This is a genomic window from Bacillus sp. FSL L8-0099 (assembly GCF_038006385.1).
GTDB classification, from domain to species: Bacteria; Bacillota; Bacilli; order Bacillales; family Bacillaceae_G; genus Bacillus_A; species Bacillus_A toyonensis.
In genome coordinates this window covers 2,423,777-2,445,136 of record NZ_JBBOVC010000001.1, presented here as the reverse complement: position 1 = coordinate 2,445,136, position 21,360 = coordinate 2,423,777, and the positions used below count along the sequence as shown (strand labels likewise).

At 39.1% G+C, this 21,360-nt stretch carries 2 protein-coding genes; both read right to left on the bottom strand.

The genetic code is table 11. The features are described 5' to 3' along the window. Positions 1-10 precede the first annotated feature (10 nt). Positions 11-14,893 (bottom strand): non-ribosomal peptide synthetase, encoded by a 14,883-nt coding sequence (locus MHH42_RS12375; RefSeq protein ID WP_340893431.1) that lies wholly within the window; start codon positions 14,891-14,893, stop codon positions 11-13. Next, on the bottom strand, positions 14,890-21,360 hold the full coding sequence (locus MHH42_RS12370) for a non-ribosomal peptide synthetase (RefSeq protein WP_097838198.1): 6,471 nt from the start codon (positions 21,358-21,360) through the stop codon (positions 14,890-14,892). Before MHH42_RS12370 ends, MHH42_RS12375 begins: the two co-directional genes overlap by 4 nt.

Below are 21,360 nucleotides of genomic sequence, written 5' to 3'. Positions count from 1 at the left end.
TTTGCACTCTCTACTTTTCAGTTAATGAAAGGGATGTTTCTTTTATTCCTTCAAATTCATTTAATAGATACTTAGCTATCTTTTCAACTGCGGGGAAGTCTACTATTTCCTCATGTGATCCAGGGACAGAATACTTCTTTATTCTTCCTTTTAATAAAGGTCCCCAATCTGTAAACAACTCTTTTCCTTCCTCAGCACTAAAGTAGATAACTTCTCCAAAGTATGGTATCAAATCATTATCTGCCATTAAGTTCAGGCATTTCCTATGAGCATTGATAACTTGCTTCAAATTCATAAGATTTGCATCAGGCGGGAGTACTCCTTCCATAATTAATCGCTCCACAAGCATATCTTGCTTATGGACGAGGCCTTCTTCCTGCTCAATAAGATCTCTAGGAATGAAATGTTCAGATATATATGAGAGCATATCCTCCCTTGTTTTACGATCTTGCTCTGAAGGTACTTTAGTATCCATAAGTACCAACAATTCAACTTCCTCTCCTTGATTTCTTAGTACAGTTGCGATTTTATAAGCAATTGCACCGCCTAAAGACCATCCTCCAAGACGATATGGGCCTTCTGGCTGAACACTTTTTATTTCTTTAATGTAAAGTTGAATTAGTTCCGGCAAGGTCGAGTCGTCAATCTCTCTCTTTTCTATGAGAGGATTCTGTAAACCATAAAATGAACAGTGATTCTTAAGCAATCTTGCTAATTGAATGTAACAAAATACATTCCCCATAAACGGATGAACGCAGAAGAAAGGTCTTTTCTCTGATTCTTGTAGTGGTACCAGCGCTGATACAGATTTTGTCATATCATGCTTATCACGAATAAGGCATGCGATTCCTTCCAATGTTGGATTCTTAATCAATGTAGACACCTTAATCTCTTTTCCAAACTTCTCCCTAATTTTTGAAACTAATTTGATTACAAGGAGAGAGTGTCCCCCTCTATTAAAGAAATCATCATTTACATAGACATCTTCTATCTGTAACACATCCTGCCAGATTTTAACCAACTGATATTCAATTTCATCCCTTGGAATGATTGGTGTAGAGAAGTTATTTTCTCTTTGAATAGTTAAACTGTACAATGCCTTTCGATCAACTTTCCCATTCATTGTAAGAGGAATCTCGTCTACCTCAATAAAGTGTGCGGGAACCATATAATTCGGTACTTGTGTCTTGAGATATTCACGCCAGTCATGCATGCTTCCAGCTCCAACTACATAAGCAACCAATCTCTGCTCTCCTAATTTATCCTCTGTTACCAAAACTACTGCTTCTTTTACCAATGGATGACTCTCTAGATTCGCTTCGACCTCTTCAAGTTCAATACGGAAGCCCCGAATTTTCACTTGATTATCAATTCTTCTCAAGTAATCTAAATTACCATCAGGTAAATAACGAACCAAATCTCCTGTACGATATAAACACTCTTCTTCATTAAATGGATGACGAATGAATCGCTCTGCTGTTAATTCTGGACGATTCAAGTATCCTCTCGCTATACCTGCACCACCAATATATAGCTCACCTGTTACACCAACTGGAACAGGTAACAGATTTTTATCCAATACATAAGTTTGAACGTTCGGCAATGGACGTCCAATTGTAACTCGCTTACTATCTGTTTGGATATGATAACACGTTGTATCAACCGTACATTCTGTAGGACCGTATACGTTATAAAAATCAATTTTTTCAGTCTCTACTAGCTGTTCCCATAATGACGGCATAATTGCTTCACCACCGACCAATATCTTACTTGGTACATGAACATCAGCACTTGTTTCTAGCAATCCTCCATCTATAAGTAATTGAAGTAATGAAGGTGTCATATCAAACATTTCCAATTTATTCTCCCTAATATAGGAAACAAATTGTTCCGGATTAGTGCGAACTTCACCTGGGATAATATATAAACTTGAACCATGAAGCAGCATTTGTAATTGCTGAATAGATACATCAAAGGCAATTGACGCATTTAAACCGACGCGCACATTACTAGGTATCTCATGTGAGAAAATTTCTTTTTGTAAACCATATGATAGGTTTATTACAGAATGGTGCTGTACTAAAGCACCCTTTGGATTCCCTGTCGAACCGGAAGTGTAGATAACATACGCTAAGTTTTCCCCTGTTACCTCACATATCGGCGAAAGTTTGATTTCTCGAGAAATCATTGCTTGGTCCCTATCTAAGCAAACTGTCTTGATTTCTTTAGGTATCCAGCCTACTAATACCTCATTTGTAACCAATACTTGAATTCCTGTGTCTTCTAAAATATATCGCAGGCGGCTTTCCGGATTCGTTGGATCCAATGGAACATAGGCTGCTCCAGCCTTCCAAATTCCCATGAGACCAACAACCATCTCAACTGAACGCTCAAAGCAGAGGCCAACCAATGACTCTGTCCCAATTCCACATTTCTGTAGATGATGGGCCAATTGATTAGCTCTTTCATTCAGCTCTCGATATGTTAGTTGCTGTTTTTCATCTACCACTGCCACCGCGTCAGGCGTACGATTTACTTGCTCTTCGAATAGTTGATGAATCACATTCTCACGTGGATAGGATATAGCATTATCATTCCATTCTTTTAATAGTTGTCTTTGTTCAGCTTCCGTAATATATACCAGCTCTGATAGAGTTTGATCAATGTTTTTGAGCATTTGCATCAACACTTGGTGTAAATGACCCAACACTCGTTCAATAGTTATTCTATTAAACTTACTACAGTCATACATTAACTTTAACGATAACTGGGTTCCTGGAACTACAGCCAGCCCTAATGGGTAGTGGGTTTGCTCTACTCCTTCCAATTCACCAATTTCTAGATTTTCTGAAGACTCCTCTTTCACTGGATAATTTTCAAACACATATAAACTATTAAACAGCGGTGTTCCTCTAGGAACTTCACTCCATCCCTGAATTTCTGTTAAAGAAGCATACTCATATTGTCTTCTTTCTATCTCTTCCTCTTGTATCTTCTGCAACCAATCCATTACTTTTATATCATCAATCAATTGAATTCGCGTCGGTGACGTTGTAATGAAAGGACCTACGATGTTTTCAACATCAATAATCTCCGTAGAACGCCCTGAGCTTGTTACACCAAAGACAATGTCATTTTCTCCACTATACCGGCTCATGAGATATGCCCATGCACCTTGAATTACTGTACTCAAAGTAAGTTTATTGCGTTTCGCCCATCCTTGTAACGCTTGGGTCTGCTCTTCTGATAAATACATAACCTTCTCTGTGTAACCTTTTTCTCCCTCTTTACTTTCTAAGCCCAGCAAAGTTGGTGCAGTGAAACCTTTAAGCTTTTCTCTCCAGAATTGTTCCGCCTGCTCCTTATCTTGTTCTCTTAGCCATTGGATATATTTCTTATATGGTGAGGGCTTAGGTAACTTCACGGCTTCTCCATTCATTTTCTTCTGATAGACTGTAAGTAATTCATTAAAGACCAATGGTAAACTCCATCCATCCAGTAAAATATGGTGATGTGTCCAAACAATTCGATATTCTTCCTCACCTTCTTGAATGACCGTTACTCGCATCAATGGCGCTTCATCAAATTGGAAGGCTTGTTTTCGATCTAATGCCAAAAAGACTTTTCTTTTTTCCTCTATCTCTTTAGTTGTCATTGTACGCCAGTCTTCTTTGTTCACTTTAAATGGGATATTTTCATACACCACTTGTAATGGTTCTTCAATTTCGTCCCAAACAAATGCTGTACGAAAAATTTCATGCCGCTGAATTACAGATTTCCACGCCTGCTCAAAAGTAGGAATATCCATTTTCCCTTTAATCATAAAACTTAATTGCACTATATACGGTGCAACATGTTCATTCCCTTGGTCATGCAATGTGTGGAAAATCATACCTTCTTGCAAAGGTGATAGTGGATTTAAATCAGTAATCTGATTGTTCTTTCCACGATTCATTTTGTTTAGTACATTTGTCAAACCTACTTGGTTAAGATTAGCCATTGCAAAATCCGAAATGGTCAGTGCAGATTCTCTATCTGAAGGTTGAATCAATCTGCTCAGTTGATATAGCATATTCTGTGCAATATTTTGAATCGTTGATTTGGCGAATTGTCCAACATTGTATACCCAAGTGAACTGAAGTTTTCCATTCGTTACAACCCCAATTACATCAATTACATGCGATCGCTTGGAACCGGCAGCATGATCTAAACGCTTAAATTCGTTCTCCGGCATAAACATTGCATCTCTAGAAAACATTTGATCAAATTGTCCAAGATAGTTAAAACTAATAGACGGTGTATGTTGAGAGCTCAATTGCTCACACATTGTTGCGTTCATGTAACGCAACACTCCATAATCAACACCCTTATTAGGAATTTTGCGAACTTGTTCTTTAACTGCTTTTAATGCTGCAATTGGCGTATTAGCACTAGTAATATTTAAGTGAACAGGGTAAATACTTGTAAACCATCCCACGGTTCTCGATAAGTCAACATCTTCAATAATTTCTTCTCTACCATGCCCCTCTAAATCCACGCTCAATATCTTCTGCCCTGTACATGCTGCTGTAGCTTGTACCAATGCTGCTAATAATACTTCATTGATTTGGACACGGTGAGTGCTTAAAGTCTCTTGCAATAACATACGGGTCTCATTCTCATTTAACACCACAGTAATTTCCTCAGTTACTGCGCTTACTGAATTACTTATAGTACCATCTATCGGCAGTTTAACTACGTCTTGTTCAGACTGCTGCTCCCAGTAATGCAGCACTTCTTGTGATATTCCAGTTTCAGCGTAATGATGTAATTTTTCCGACCACTCTTTAAAGGATGTACTCTTCATAGGTAATTGAATTTTCTGCCCTTGAATCGCTTGATTATACGCTGTTTGCAAATCTTCCAATAAAATTCGCCAAGAAACACCATCCACGGCTAAGTGATGAATTGTCCAAAATAATCGGCCAGTCTTCTCACCTTCATCAAAATAAACCATTCTCATTAACGGACCATCATGTAAATTCAAACTTTCTTGTGCAATATTAATCTCTTTTTGAATAACTTGATGCCAATCGGCTTCCGGCACTTCGGCTAATGAAATGACAGTAAGTATCAATTGTTCTTCTATTCCTTCATTCCACTGTTTCCAAGCCCCATCAGGTAAACGTTCATATCTTAAACGCAGGGCATCATGATGAAGTAGAAGATTACGCACTGACTTCTCCAGTGATACTATATCCAGTTTCTCTTTCGTTCTAAAGAACATGGATTGATTCCAATGATGTGGGTTAGGATGATTTTGTGCAAAAAAACCTTGCTGAATAGGTGTAAGTATCGTATCTCCAGTTATAATTCCTTGTTCGGCTTGTACACCTTGTTCTTCTTTGACTACCTGCGCCAACTCAGCAATCGTTTGGTGTTCAAATATTTGTTTTGGTGTCAATTGTAAACCAGTTTGCTTCGCACGAGAGACAATCTGAATGCTAAGAATTGAATCTCCACCAATTTCAAAAAAGTTATCATAAATACCAATACGTTTTGAACCCAGCACACGTTCCCAAATGATAGAAAGCTTGTGTTCACGTTCATTTCTTGGGGCTACGTAGCCTTCTTGTGTTCCTTGATAATCTGGTATAGGCAATGATTTCCGATCAATCTTTCCATTTATGGTTAGCGGTAACTCTTCCATTTCGACAAAGTAGGAAGGTATCATATGGATTGGCAGTTTTATTTTAAGATACTCGCGCCATTCTTCTAAACTGCCTTCGCCCACTATATAAGCTACCAACCTCTTATCTCCCGACTGATTTTCCCTAACTATTACAACTGCCTCTTTTATCAAGTCATGCTCCTGTAAAGTCGACTCAATCTCCCCAAGTTCGATTCGAAATCCTCTAATCTTCACTTGATTATCAATTCTTCCTAAATAGTCTATATTACCATCAGGAAGATATCTCACGAGATCGCCTGTTCTATATAATCTCTCGCCTTCTTTGAATGGATGAGAAATAAATCGTTCGGATGTTAACTCTGGACGATTTAAGTATCCCCTCGCTAGACCCGCTCCTCCGATATAAAGTTCACCCATCACACCAACTGGAACTGGCAACCCATTTCTATCCAATACATAAGTTTGAACGTTAGGCAACGGACGCCCAATCGTTACTCTCTCACTATCTTTTTTGATATGATAGCATGTTGCATCAACCGTACATTCTGTAGGACCATATACATTATAAAACTCAATTTTATCAGTCTCTACTAGCTGTTCCCATAATGACGGCATAATCGCTTCGCCGCCAACCAATACCTTACTTGGAACATGAACGCCATCGTACGTTTCTAACAATCCGGCATCTATAAGTAATTGAAGCAATGAAGGTGTTATATCAAAGATTGCTAACTTGTTCTCCCTAATATAAGCTACAAACTGTTCCGGATCACTTCGTACTTCATTCGGAATAATATACAAACTTGAACCATACAACAGCATTTGTAATTGTTGAATAGATGCATCAAAGGCAATTGACGCATTTAAACCGACATGCATGTTAGATGGTATCTCATGTTCGAAAACCTCTTTTTGTAAACCATGCGACAAGTTTATTACAGAATGATGCTGTATCAAGACACCCTTTGGATTCCCCGTCGATCCCGAAGTATAGATAACATACGCTAGGTTTTCTCCTGTTACTTCACATTTTGGTGAAAGAATGCTTTCTTTTGAAATCATTGCTTGATCCCTATCTAGACAAACTGCCTTGACTTCTTTGGGTATCCAATCTTCTAATGACTCATTCGTAACTAATACTTGAATTCCAGTGTCCTCCAAAATATATCGTAGACGACTTTCTGGATAGGATGGATCCAATGGAACATATGCTGCTCCAGCCTTCCAGATCCCCATAATACCAACAATCATCTCAACTGAACGCTCAAAGCAAAGTCCAACTAATGATTCAGTCCCAATCCCACATTGCTGAAGATAGTGGGCCAATTGATTAGCTTTTTCATTAAGCTCTAGATATGTTAACTGCTGTTTTTCATCTACCACTGCCACCGCGTCAGGTGTATGATTTACCTGCTCTTCAAACAGCTGATGAATCGCACTTTCCCGTGGATATACTACAGCATTATTATTCCACTCTTCCAACTCTTTTTGCTGTAATCCTGATAATATAGGCAACTTAGCTAATGATTTATCAGGATTCTCCACGATTACATTCAACCAGTTTCCAAAATGTTCAGCCATGGATTCAATAGTTAAGCTGTCAAATAAATCCGTCCTATAAACAAAAGTAAGCAATAAACCCTCTTCCACTTCTGCAGCAGTTAAACTTAAATCAAACTTAGCGATTGGAGCATTACTTTCCATTACTTCTATATTTCTTCCATGTAGTTCTGGTAGCTCCTGTCCCGTATTTTGCAAAGTAAACATGGTTTGGAAAATCGGGGAATGGCTTGTATTTCGTTCAGGTTGGATAACCTCTACAATTTTCTCAAACGGAACATCTTGATACTCATACGCCTTCAATGCTTTTATCCGCACTTGAGACAACAACTCTTGAAATACCGGTGCATTACTTAAATCAGCCCGATAAACCAATGTGTTGACAAAGAAACCAATCAGCCCCTCAATTTCTCGATAATTTCGATTTGCAATTGGGCTGCCAACAATAATATCCGATTGTCCCGTATAACGGGAAAGGAAACTTTGATACGATGCCAATAAGGTCATGAAAAGCGTGGCCCCTTCTTGACGACTTAGTTCGTTTAATTTATCCAGTAATGAGCGTGACAACAGCACATTATGAGTTAATCCATGGTGGGTTTGCACTGGCGGACGCGGACGATCCATTGGCAACATTAAGACTGGTAACTCACCAGATAATTCTTCCTTCCAATATGCAAGCTGTTGATTTAGTACTTCATCTTTCAACCATCCTCTTTGCCACTGAGCAAAATCGGCATATTGAACTGGTAGTGGTTCCAGCTCTGCTTGTTTTTCACCAATCGCATTCTCATAAAATGTCATCCATTCTTGAAGCAAGATTTCCATCGACCATCCATCTGAGATAATGTGATGCATATTACACAGAAGAACCCATTCTTCTTCTGAAATTCTTATGATTTGTCCACGGAACAATGGTCCTTGTTCTAAATCAAATGGAGATTCAACTTCAGTTTGAATCCATTGCTGCAACTTTCTTTCTCTCTCCTTTAATGAAAGCTTAGTTAGGTCCATTTGCGGAAGAGGACGGAAAATATAAGGTTGAATCTGTTGCACAGGATGACCTTCCTCTTCATGAAATACCGTCCGCAAAGATTCATGACGCTCTATCAACTGATTCCATCCCAACTCCAATTCCTCAGGTAACCAATTCCCTGTAAGGCGGCATACCATTGGCATATTATAAAGTGCACTATTAGGTTCAAACTGATCAATAAACCATAAGCGCTGTTGGGCATATGACAGCGGAATATTATTTCCTCGTTCCATCGGCATCAATGGTGGAATTTCTCGTTTTTCACTCCCCTTACGCAACTGATCTATTCGTTTCGATAGTGCCTCGACCGTTGGATATTCGAACAATTCACGTACCGGTAATTTGATTTGAAAGACTTCTTGTAAGCGCGAGACCACTTGTGTAGCAAGTAGAGAGTGACCACCAAGCTCAAAGAAAGAATCCTGAACACCAATTTCTTTTATTCCTAGCACTTGACTCCACACTGAAGCGATAAGTTCTTCCAGTGGAGTTCGTGGGTATACAGTATTTTCGGCGGATTGTTCACTAAGTATAGGCAATGCCTTCAAATCAAGTTTTCCATTCGGTGTAAGTGGTAAAAATTCCATCTCAATAAAGTTTGTTGGAACCATGTAATTTGGTAAATGTGTTTGTAGATGTTCTCGCCATTCATGTACACTTCCTTCACCAACTACATAAGCTACTAATCTCTTGTCATCTTGATTATCCTCTCGTACCAATACAACTGCTTCTTTCACAGAAGAATGCGCCTGCAAAACAGCTTCTATTTCTCCCAATTCAATCCGGAAACCACGAATTTTTACTTGGTCATCTATACGACCATGGAACTGGAGATTACCATCAGAAAGATAACTTGCTTTGTCTCCTGTGTAATAGAGACGTTCTCCTGACTTGAAAGGATGTGGAATAAATTTTTCCTTTGTGAGATCCAGGCGATTAGCATATCCACGTGCAAGACTCTTCCCTCCAATATAGAGATCTCCAATTATACCAATTGGTACTAGCTGAAGATGAGAATCTAATACATAAACTTCTGTATTCGCAATCGGCCGACCAATCGATGGCGTACCGGTTGTCACTCCTACAGGCACATAACAATCTGTGGTAACAACGGTATTTTCCGATGGACCATACTGATTAATTACCGCAAAAGGAATATCTTTAGATGGATACTGCGTTAATTGATCCCCACCTGTAAGGATAAAACGAAGATCCGTTTTATCTGGCCAAGATAATTTCAAGAGTCTTTCCAGAATAGGTGTAGGTGCAAAACTAGCTGTTATTCGTGAATCAATGAGCCAGTCCCTTAGTGCTTCTGGATTAATTCTCAGTTCCTCTGTTGACAAGTAGAGTGCTGCACCAGCAGTTAGATACGGCCAAATTTCCTGGACAGCCGAATCAAAAGCAATCCCTGCAATCTGGGTCGCACGATCCTCTGCTGTAATACGATAAACTTCTTGATGCCAAGAAACCATATTCATTAATGAGCGATATTCAACCATGACACCCTTTGGCTTTCCTGTAGAACCAGAGGTATAGACAATATAAGCTAAGTTCTCTGGATTTAACTGACGTGTAGGTGCGATTACGCTTTCCACTGTTAATTCTTCTAACCTCACCGTTTCGACGTGTGCGAAATGGCCTTCTTGTCCTTCCGCCGTCACTACAAATTGAATTCCTGCATCTTCAATCATGTATTCTAACCTTGATTTTGGATACAACGGATCTAAAACAACATAAGCTCCACCAGCTTTTAAAATGCCTAGTAAACTTGCCATGAGCTCAGCTGACCTCGGAAGATAAACTCCCACCACTGATTCTGGGGCGACTCCTTTTCGCTGTAAAACATTTGCCAACTGATTTGCTTGTGCATCCAGTTCACCATAAGTCCACTTTTTTGTTTGATCAACAACGGCAATCGCATCAGGGCGCCTTGCTACATGTTCCTCAAATCTGTCACAAATAAGAGCCTGATGGGACATTTCCATTACAGTGTCATTCCATGTTTCTAATAACAAAGTACGCTCGGGTTCCGATAGCATGCTCAGGTCATGCAACGGATTTTGTGGGTGATGAGAAACTTCGTGTAGCCATTTCTCAAAGTGTCCTGCCATCCGTTCAATAGTAGATGCATTGAATAAATCCTTATTGTATTCAAAAGTAAAAAGCAATTCCTCTTCTGTCTCAGCTACCATTACACTTAAATCAAACTTTGCAATTGGACTATGGCTTTCTATCATTTCAATACTTCTACCAGATAACACCGGGAACTCTTGTTTCATATTTTGCAAGATGAACATGGTCTGGAAGATTGGCGAATGACTTGTACTCCGCTCTGGTTGCACAACTTCTACAATTTTTTCAAAAGGGATATCCTGATATTCATACGCCTTCAATGCCTTTTTACGAACCTGAGACAGAACATCTTGAAATGTCGGTCTACCACTCAGATTAGCTCGATAAACCAGCGTGTTGACGAAGAAACCAATTAGTCCTTCTATTTCTCTATAATTTCGATTCGCAATTGGACTTCCGACCAGAATATCTTCTTGTCCCGTATAACGGGATAGAAAACTTTGATATGCAGCCAACAGCGTCATGAAGAGTGTAGCCCCTTCTTTGCGACTAAGTTTGTTCAAGTTATCATGTAGCGTGCTTGGCAGAACCAGAGTGTATGTCGACCCGTGATGAGTTTGTATTGCAGGACGCGGACGATCCATAGGAAGTTGGAGTACAGGAAGCTCTCCAGACAATTCTTCCCTCCAATATTGGAGTTGTTGATCAAGCACCTCCTCCTTCAGCCAACCTTTTTGCCACTGAGCGAAGTCGGCATATTGAACCGGTAATGGTTCAAGTTCTGCTATCTTTCCATCCGTTTCTTTCTCATAGAATGCCATCCATTCTTCAAGTAGGACTCCCATCGACCATCCATCTGAAATGATATGATGTAAAGTACAAAGGAGAATCCATTCTTCCTCTCCCACTTGCAAAATACTTGTCCTGATTAGTGGGCCCTCTGCTAAATCAAATGGCACTTCTGTTTCTTGTTGAATCAAACGTTTAACTTCTTCTTCTCGGTCTTCTGGAGAAAGCATAGTTAAATCCGTTTTCGGAATTGATTGAAAAGCATACGGTTCAATTTGCTGTATGGGTTGACCGTTCACTTCATGAAAGACCGTCCGCAATGATTCATGACGTTCTATTAGTTGGTTCCATCCTGTTTCCAGTGCCTCAAGTAGCCAACTCCCTGTAAGGCGGCATACCATTGGCATATTATAAAGGGCACTATTAGGTGTAAATTGATCAATAAACCATAAGCGCTGTTGCGCATAAGATAGTGGAATAGTTTCTCCTCGTTCCATCGGCATTAGTGGCGGAATCTCTCGTTTTCTATCTCCTTTACGTAACTGATCTAATCGCTTTGCCAGTGACTCCACCGTTGCATACTCAAATAGTTCACGTACTGGTAATTCGATTTGAAAGATTTCCTGTAAACGTGACACTACTTGAGTAGCTAGTAGTGAGTGACCACCGATTTCAAAAAAGGAATCCTGAACACTAATATTTTTTACACCTAACACTTGGCTCCATACGGAAACGATGAGCTCCTCCACTGGTGTTCGTGATGAAGTAATATCTTCACTTATGAACTGTGCTTCCAATTCCAGTAAGGCTTTCCGATTCACCTTACCATTTGGAGTGAGTGGCATCCCTTCAATTTGGAAAAAGTATGCCGGAACCATATAATGTGGAAGTTGCTTCTTGAGATATTCACGCCACTCTACAGTATCCCCTTCACCCACTACATAAGCTACTAACTGCTTATCTCCTGGACGATCTTCCTTCACCAACACAACAGCCTCTTTTACAGATGAGTGATCATGTAAAGCTGCTTCAATTTCTCCCAATTCAATTCTGAATCCTCTAATTTTGACTTGGTTATCTATCCTTCCAATATATTCCAAGTTACGATTATTCATATACCTCACCAGGTCACCCGTTCGATATAATCGTTCTCCTTCCTTAAAGGGATGCGGAATAAAACGTTCAGTAGTTAAATCTGGTCGATTGAAGTAGCCACGTGCCAATCCTACTCCTCCAAGGTAAAGTTCCCCCGACACACCAATTGGGACCACCTGTTGATATTGATCTAACACATACAACTCTGTATTATCAATTGGACGACCAATTGGAATAAGCATTGATTCTTTTTCTAAATCACAATCATAATAAGTCACATCCACAGTCGCTTCAGTAGGACCATACAAATTAATTAACTGTGTTTGCTGAACATTGTAAAAGATCCACTTAAACCGGCGAACCTGCTCAGAGTTTAATGCTTCTCCACTAGTAAAAACATGAATTAAAGACGATACATCCCTTTTCGAATTATATTGTTCCATATAATCCAAGAAAGTAGATAACATCGACGGAACAAAGTGCATGGTGGTCACACGATATCGTTCAACATACTCCTCAATCACTGCAGGATCTTTCTCTCCTCCTGGTGGAAGCAAACAAACACGTGCTCCTACAAATGACCACCAAAATAATTCCCAAACGGAAACATCAAACGAAAACGGTGTCTTTTGTAGGATTGTATCTTCCTCGGACAATGGATATTTTTTCTGCATCCACTGTAGGCGGTTGATAACCGAATGATGTTCAATCATTACCCCCTTTGGATTTCCCGTTGAACCCGAAGTGTATATGATATAGGCTAAGTTATTTGCTGTTACTCCACTCACCGGAGCTAAATTACTCTCTTTAGAAATCATTACTTGATCCCTGTCTAAACAAATTGCTTGAATATCTTTAGGTAACCAGTCCTGTAGTGCCTCTTTTGTTAACAGCACTTGAATTTGTGAATTCTCTAAAATGTATCTCAGACGGTTTTCGGGATAACTTGGGTCCAGTGGGACATAAGCCCCACCTGCTTTCAAAATCCCAAAGAGACCAATAATCATATCAGGAGAACGTTCAATACATATACCAACCAATGATTCAGGTCCAATACCTCGTTTTTGTAGAAAATGTGCCAATTGATTCGATTTTTCATTGAGTTCTTGATACGTTAGCTTTCCACCCTCATAAACTACCGCCACTGCATCAGGTGTACGTGCAACTTGCTGCTCAAATAGCTCATGAATCATACAATCATGACCATAAACTACTTCTGTATCATTCCATTCTTCTAGGAGTTGTTTCTGCTCAGTGTCCGATAACATTGACAGCTTTGTATATGATTCATCTGGATGATGCGCGATTTCATTTAGCCAGTTCTCAAAATGGCCTGCCATACGTGCAATGGTACTACTATCAAATAAATCCGTGTTGTATTCAAATGAGACAAATAGACCTTCTTCCACTTCATAGGCAGTTAAGCTCAAATCAAATTTTGCAATAGACATATTACTTTCTACCATTTCAATCCTTCTACCAGGCAAATCTAGTCGTTCTTGTTTTATATTCTGTAGCGTAAACATGGTCTGAAAGATAGGAGAATGGCTCATGCTTCGTTCAGGTTGCACAGCTTCTACCACTTTTTCAAATGGTATATCTTGATATTCGTAAGCTTTTAACGCCTTTTTCTTTGTTTGGTTCAAAATCTCCCGGAAAGTAGGGGTACCACTCAAATCTGATCGGTAAACCAACGTATTAACAAAGAAACCAATTAATCCTTCTACTCCCTTATGATTCCGATTTGCAATCGGACTTCCGACTAGAATATCTTTTTGTCCTGTATAACGTGCAAGAAAGCTCTGATATGCAGCCATTAAAGTCATAAATAAGGTAGATCCTTCTTGTCGACTTAAATCTTTTAATTGACTGAGTAATCTAGAAGAAAAAATCACGTGATGCGTATCCCCAGAATAAGTTTGCGTAACCGGTCGAGGCCGGTCCACTGGCAGTTGTAATATAGGGAGCTCACCAGACAATTCTTCCTGCCAATACGTAAGCTGACGATTTAGCACATCACCTTGCAACCACTCCTTTTGCCACTTCGCAAAATCTGCATATTGAATGGATAATGAACTTAATTTAGCAGGATTTCCGCCCGTTTCCTCTTCATAGAAAGCAAGTAATTCATTCATGAATATACCAATGGACCAGGCATCAGAAACAATATGATGCATCGTACACAGTAATAACCATTCATCCTTTTCTAATTGAACAAGCTGATTACGAATTAAAGGACCATTCATTAAATCAAATGGTTTTTGCGCTTCTCTCGCAATTAAACTATCTACCTCTTTTTCTTTTACTTCTAGAGGAAGTTGAGAGTAATCTCTTACAGGTAATGCTCTAGGAAGGAATTCGACAATTTGTTGTACAGGTTGTTCTTCTACTTCTTTAAAAACAGTTCGTAATGATTCATGACGTTCAATAAGTCGATTGAATCCCTTCTCTAATGCTTCAGGTATCCAATTTCCTTTTAGATTCCATACCGTTGGAATATTATATAAAGAACTGTTTGGATTAAATCTGTCCATAAACCACAAACGTTGTTGTGCATAAGACAACGGGAGCGCTTCTTTATTCTCCTTTTTTTGCATTTGCTTCTGAAGCCAAGCTCTCTTCTCAGGAGAAAGTGAACTCAGCTTTGCAAGTAAATCACTTCTCATTTTTTTACCCCTTCCTCAACTAAATTACTCTCAAATATTCCTTGTGCTTCTTCCTCTGATAGCTCTTCTAATTGCTTAAGCAGTTCAAATAATTCTTCATCATTACCCACTTCTTCTTCTTTTTGAATATAGTCTTGAAGACTTACATTCTCCTTACTATCATTCTGCATTTCTTGATTTTTGTTATGGTGCAATTGATCTATCTGTTCTGCCAATTGCTGCACTGTATGAAACATAAATAAATCATGCAATGGTATCTCAATTCCAAAAGCCTCTTTAAGACTGGAAACAGCTTGCGTAGCAAGTAATGAGTGACCACCTATTTCAAAAAACGAATCCTGAATTCCGATGTTTTCCATACCTAAAACTTCATTCCATATTGAAACGATTGTTTTTTCCGTAGGCGTACGAGGAGCAATATAACCACTTGTTATCTCCTGTTTCTCTGGTGCTGGTAAGGCCTTCCTATCAATTTTTCCATTTGGAGTGAGTGGAAATGCATTCAATCCGACAAAATAGGCTGGAATCATATAATTTGGTAGCTGGTCCTTGAGATAATCACGCCACTTTTGAGCATCCCCATCTCCTACAACATAAGCAATCAAACGTAGATCACCAGGATAATCTTCCCTCACCGTCACAATAGCTTCGTTAACTAATGTATGCTTTTGTAATGCCGCTTCAATTTCTCCTAGTTCAATCCGGAACCCACGAATTTTTACCTGATGATCGATTCGGCCAAGATACTCCAAATTTCCATCCGGCAAATACCTTACTAGATCTCCAGTCCGGTATACTCGCTCCCCTTCTTTAAATGGATGCGGTATAAAACGATCTTCCGTTAAGTCAGGACGGTTTAAGTATCCACGTGCTAATCCCGATCCACCAATGTACAGCTCACCAACTACACCAATTGGAACCATTTTTTGTTCAATACTTAGTACATATACTTCTGTATTGAATATTGGTTTACCAATTGGTGGTACCCTATGGACGACACCCTTTTCTAATTCCATATAAGTGGAATACGTAGTATCTTCGGACGGTCCATATAGGTTGTACACCTTCTCAACCGTACTTCTCTCATATAAATCTTGAACAAGTGAATATGGCAATGGTTCTCCAGCCAAATTCACCACCTTTACCGAAGAAGGGAGTGTTTTTGCTCGAACCAGTTCCTTCGCTGCCGATGGCACAGTATTGACTAAAGTCACATCCTTGGTAGACAACTTGTCTAGATGTAGAGCATTTTCAGCGACAATCACCTTACCACCCATCGTTAGGGGAACAAACACTTCAAAAACAGATAGATCAAAGGATAGCGAAGTGGAGGCCAACACTCCCGCTAAATCCTTTCGGGAATATGTGTGATGCGCCCAACGAATCATTGTTACTGTATTCCTATGCTCAATCATTACTCCCTTTGGATTTCCAGTGGAACCTGAAGTATAGATAATATAGGCTAAGTTATCACCCGTCACTTCACTCGAACACACCGTAGTTACTTCTTGTTCTATTTCTGCTCGATCACGATCAATACAAATCACGTCAATGGATTTAGGTATAACCATTTTTTGTTGTAATTTTTCCTGTGTTACTAGTACCTTTATTTGAGCATCCGCTAAAATGTATTGCAGTCGACTTTCAGGATACGCTGGATCTATTGGGACATATGCTCCTCCTGCCTTCATAATTCCTAAGAGGCCTACAATCATCTCAGATGAACGTGTAACACAAATCCCAACCAATGATTCGCAACCTACACCATTTTTTTGTAAATAATGTGCCAGCTGATTCGAGCGTTCGTCCAACTCTCGATATGTTAGTTCTTCATCTTCGCATACTACTGCAATTGCTTCTGGTGTTTTTTCCACTTGTTCTTCAAACAATGTATGAATCGCGCATTCTTCTATATCTATAACAGCTGATTCATTCCATTCTTCTAGTAATTGCTTATATTCTACTTTGGATAACATATTCAATTCTGATAATAAACATTTTGGATGAGAGACAATTTGATTTAACCAATGCTCAAAATGACTTGCCATACGTTCAATGGTTGTATCATCAAACAAATCAGTATTGTATTCAAAGGTTAGTGATAATCCTTCTTCCGTCTCAGTAACAAATAAACTCAAATCAAATTTCGCTACAGAAGCATGGCTTTCCATGAGTTCCATTTGTCTTTCAGATAGCCGAGGAAATTCTTGCTTCGTATTCTGTAAAATAAACATGGTTTGGAATATTGGTGAATGACTTGTATTCCGTTCCGGCTTTACGGATTCTACCACTTTCTCAAATGGGATGTCCTGATACTCGTATGCTTTTAGTGCTTTTTTTCTTACCTGCGACAAAAGTTCTTGGAACGTCGGATTTTCACTGAAATCAGCTCGATAAACCAACGTATTTGCAAAGAAACCTATTAATCCCTCAATCTCTTTAACATTTCGATTAGCGATTGGGCTTCCAACCAAGATGTCATCCTGTCCTGTATAACGGGAAAGGAAGCTTTGATACGCTGCCATCAATGTCATAAATAAAGTGCATCCTTCTTGCAGACTTAAATCTTTGAGCTTTTCCTGTAGGGAATTCGCCACCATTAAGGACTGACTTGCACCACGGTGGGTTTGAACCGCAGGTCGAGGACGATCCATCGGTAATTGTAAAACCGGTAACTCCCCAGCCAATTCTTCCTTCCAATATCGAAGGTGCTGATCCAAATTCTCTTCTTTTTGCCATTCCTTCTGCCACATAACAAAGTCTGCATATTGGATAGATAACTCCTTCAATTCCGCCGGTTTTCCGCTTAGTGCTCCTTCATAAAAAGCCATCCATTCTTCAAGTAAAATCCCCATTGACCATCCATCTGAAATAATATGATGCATCGTACAAATGAGAACCCATTCTTCTCTGTCCACTTTCAATATTCGTGTTCGAATCAGAGGACCTTGTCCAAAATGAAATGGTTCCTCCGCTTCGTTTTGAATGAGCCGTTTCATTTCTCTTTCCCTATCTTCCAAAGAGAGATCTGTTAGATTCAATTGAGGGATATGTCTGAATACATGAGATTGAACCTGTTGGAAAGGTTCACCCTCTTGTTCTAGAATTATCGTCCGTAATGATTCATGACGCTCCAACAACTGATTCCATCCGACCTCCAACGCTTCAATTGACCATTTACCTGTTAAGCGACACGCTGCATGAATATTGTACATAGCACTATTTGACATTAATTGATCAATAAACCATAGACGTTTCTGCGCATAGGAAAGCGGAATAGCTTCTTCTCGTTTCATAGGTATAAGAGGGGCAGCCTCTCGTTTTTTATCTTTTTTTCGTAACTGATCTACTCGTTTCGCCAATGCCTCCACTGTATCGTGCTTGAAAAGTTCACGTAATGGGATTTTGATTTGGAACAATTCTTGTAATCGAGAAACAATTTGAGTAGCGAGTAGTGAGTGCCCACCCCGTTCAAAAAAGGAATCCTGAATACCGATATTTTCAGTTCCTAACACTTGACTCCAAACCGAGGCAATAAGCTCTTCCGATGGCGTCCGAGGTAGAACATTTAAACCTCCAATAGTTTGCTCATCAGGTGCTGGCAAGGCCTTTCGGTCAATTTTCCCATTCGGAGTAAGCGGGAAGTGTTCTAACTCTACAAGGTGCGCTGGAATCATATGATTCGGTAATTGGTTTTGTAAATACTCTCTCCACTCTTGGGTATTTCCATCGCTCATTACATATGCAACCAATCGTTGATCACCTGGACGATCTTCTCTAACTAATACGACAGCCTCTTTAATAAACGAACATTTTTCTAAAGTCGCTTCAATTTCTCCTAATTCAATCCTAAAACCACGCATTTTGACTTGATGGTCCATTCTACCTATAAATTCTAAATTTCCATCAGTTAGATATCTTACTGAATCTCCTGTTCGATATAGTCGTTCCCCGAATCGATATGGATGCGAAACGAATTTTTCAGCAGTAAGATTCGGACGATTTAAGTATCCACGTGCTAAACCAGCACCACCAATATATAACTCACCCTCAATTCCTATTGATTGCAAGCGTTGATTTTGGTCTAATACATATAATTGCGTGTTCTGTATCGGCTGCCCAATAGAAACAAATTCTTGATTTGGCTGAATATCAAATGCATTCACATAAATAGTGGCTTCAGTTGGTCCATAAAAGTTGGTTAATTTCACTTGTCCACTATGATTCCATTTCTGTTGAAATCGTCTAACCAACCCTGAACTTAGTTCTTCCCCACCAGAAAATACATGGCGTATGGACGAACAATTCATGTTCAATTCAATATGATTGAAGTGATCTAAGAAAACAGATAACATCGAAGGTACAAATTGAACTATAGTAACCTGATGTTTTTTAATCACTTCAGCTATAATAGAAGGATCTTTTTCTCCACCTGGAGGCAGGAAAGATACACTTGCACCAACGTGAATACCCCAAAACAACTCCCAAACAGAGACATCAAATGAGAATGGCGTTTTCTGCAAGACCACATCCTTTTCAGAAAGTGGATATTTATGTTGCATCCATTCTAGATAATTGATTACTGAATGATGCTCAATCATTACTCCCTTTGGATTCCCTGTAGATCCTGAAGTATACATAACATACGCTAAACTTCTTCCTGTTACACCACTTATACATGGGGTTGTTTCTTCTTTTTCAATTGCAGTATAATCTTTATTCATACAAATCGTTTCAACATTTTCAGATACAAACAAATTTTTAGAATTCTCTTCCGTCACTAGTACTTCGATTCCAGCATCCTCTAATATATATCGAAGCCGACTCTCTGGATAAGTAGGATCAAGTGGAACATACGCTGCTCCTGATTTTAGAATACCTAATAACGCTATCATCATTTGTAATGAACGTTCTATATATACCCCAACCAGAGACTCTGAGCCTACACCACGCTTTTGTAAATAATGAGCTAGCTGATTCGCACGCTCCTCCAACTCTTTATAGGTAATTTGTTCATTTTCGTAAATAGCCGCGATTGCTTCCGGCGTTTTTTTAACTTGCTCCTCAAACATCGTATGAATCATGCCTTCAGCCGAATAATTTACTTGAGTATGATTCCATTCCTCTAATAACTGTATCTGTTCTTCCGCTGTTAAATGAGTAATTTCAAAGAGTTTTGAATCTAGGCTCTTCGTCATCTGGATTAATATTTGCAATAAGTGATTCTGAATCCGATTTATTGTTTCTTCATTAAAATAGCTTCGATCATACATCAACTTTAAAGTAATTTTCTTACCAGGCATTACAATGAGTGTTAAAGGATAATTTGTTTGTTCCGCGCTTTTAACATCTAGTAATCTTAAATCACCATTTCTCTCACCTTGAATTGGATAATTTTCAAACACATACAAGGTATGAAATAAGGAGCTATTTCGCGGAACCTCACTCCACCCTTGAATATCTATCAATGAATTATACTCATATTGTCTTCGTTCCATTTCTTTCATCTGTATTTTACGAAGCCAATCTACTACAGATGTATTATCCGTTAATCGAATTCTAGTAGGTAATGTGTTAATAAATAGGCCTACCATATTCTCTGCTCCTATCAAATCAGTAGGACGTCCAGAGCTAGTTACGCCAAATACGATGTCACTTTCACCGCTATACCTACCCATCAAATAGGCCCATGCTCCTTGTACTAATGTATTCAATGTTAATCGACTATTTCGTACCCACTCTTGTAAATTCTCAGTGAGTTCCTCAGATACCTGATAAACACACTCTCCATAGCCCTTCTCCTGCCCTTGATCCTTTCTTTCCATCGCTATTGGCGTAGGTGCATAGAACCCTTTTAATTCTTCTTTCCAAAATTCCTCTGCTTGACTTTGATCTTGTTTATTTATCCACTGGATATATTTTTTATAAGGAAGAGATTTAGGAAGATTCAACAATTCTCCCTTTATCATCTTGAGATAAACTTCCATCACTTCACTAAACACCAATGAAACACTCCAACCATCTAGCAAAATATGATGATGTGTCCAAATAATTCTCGTTTCCCCTTCTGCTTCTTTAATCGCAGTGACTCTCATCAATGGTGCTTCATCCAATAAAAATCCTTTCCTACGATCTGCAGTCAAAAACTGGTGTAATTTCTTCTCCTTCTCCTCATGCGAATGGGTACTCCAATCCTCTTGATGAATAGTAAAAGGAAGACGTTCGTAAACTGCTTGTAGAGGTTTTTCTACTTCCTCCCAAACAAATACTGAGCGCAGAACCTCATGTCGTTGAATAACATATTCCCAAGCCTTTTCAAAAGTAGCAACATCCAATTGCCCCCCGAGCAAGAAACCTACTTGTACAATATAGGAAAAAGAATATTCATCATCTTGATCGTATAAAGTATGAAACAGTATTCCTTTTTGCAAAGGTGATAAACCATATATATCAATAATGTCTCCCAT

Excerpts from the sequence above, each read along its gene's own strand:
- MHH42_RS12375 (WP_340893431.1), bottom strand. The coding sequence starts at position 14,893 with ATGAGAAGTGATTTACTTGCAAAGCTGAGTTCACTTTCTCCTGAGAAG.
- MHH42_RS12370 (WP_097838198.1), bottom strand. The coding sequence starts at position 21,360 with ATGGGAGACATTATTGATATATATGGTTTATCACCTTTGCAAAAAGGA.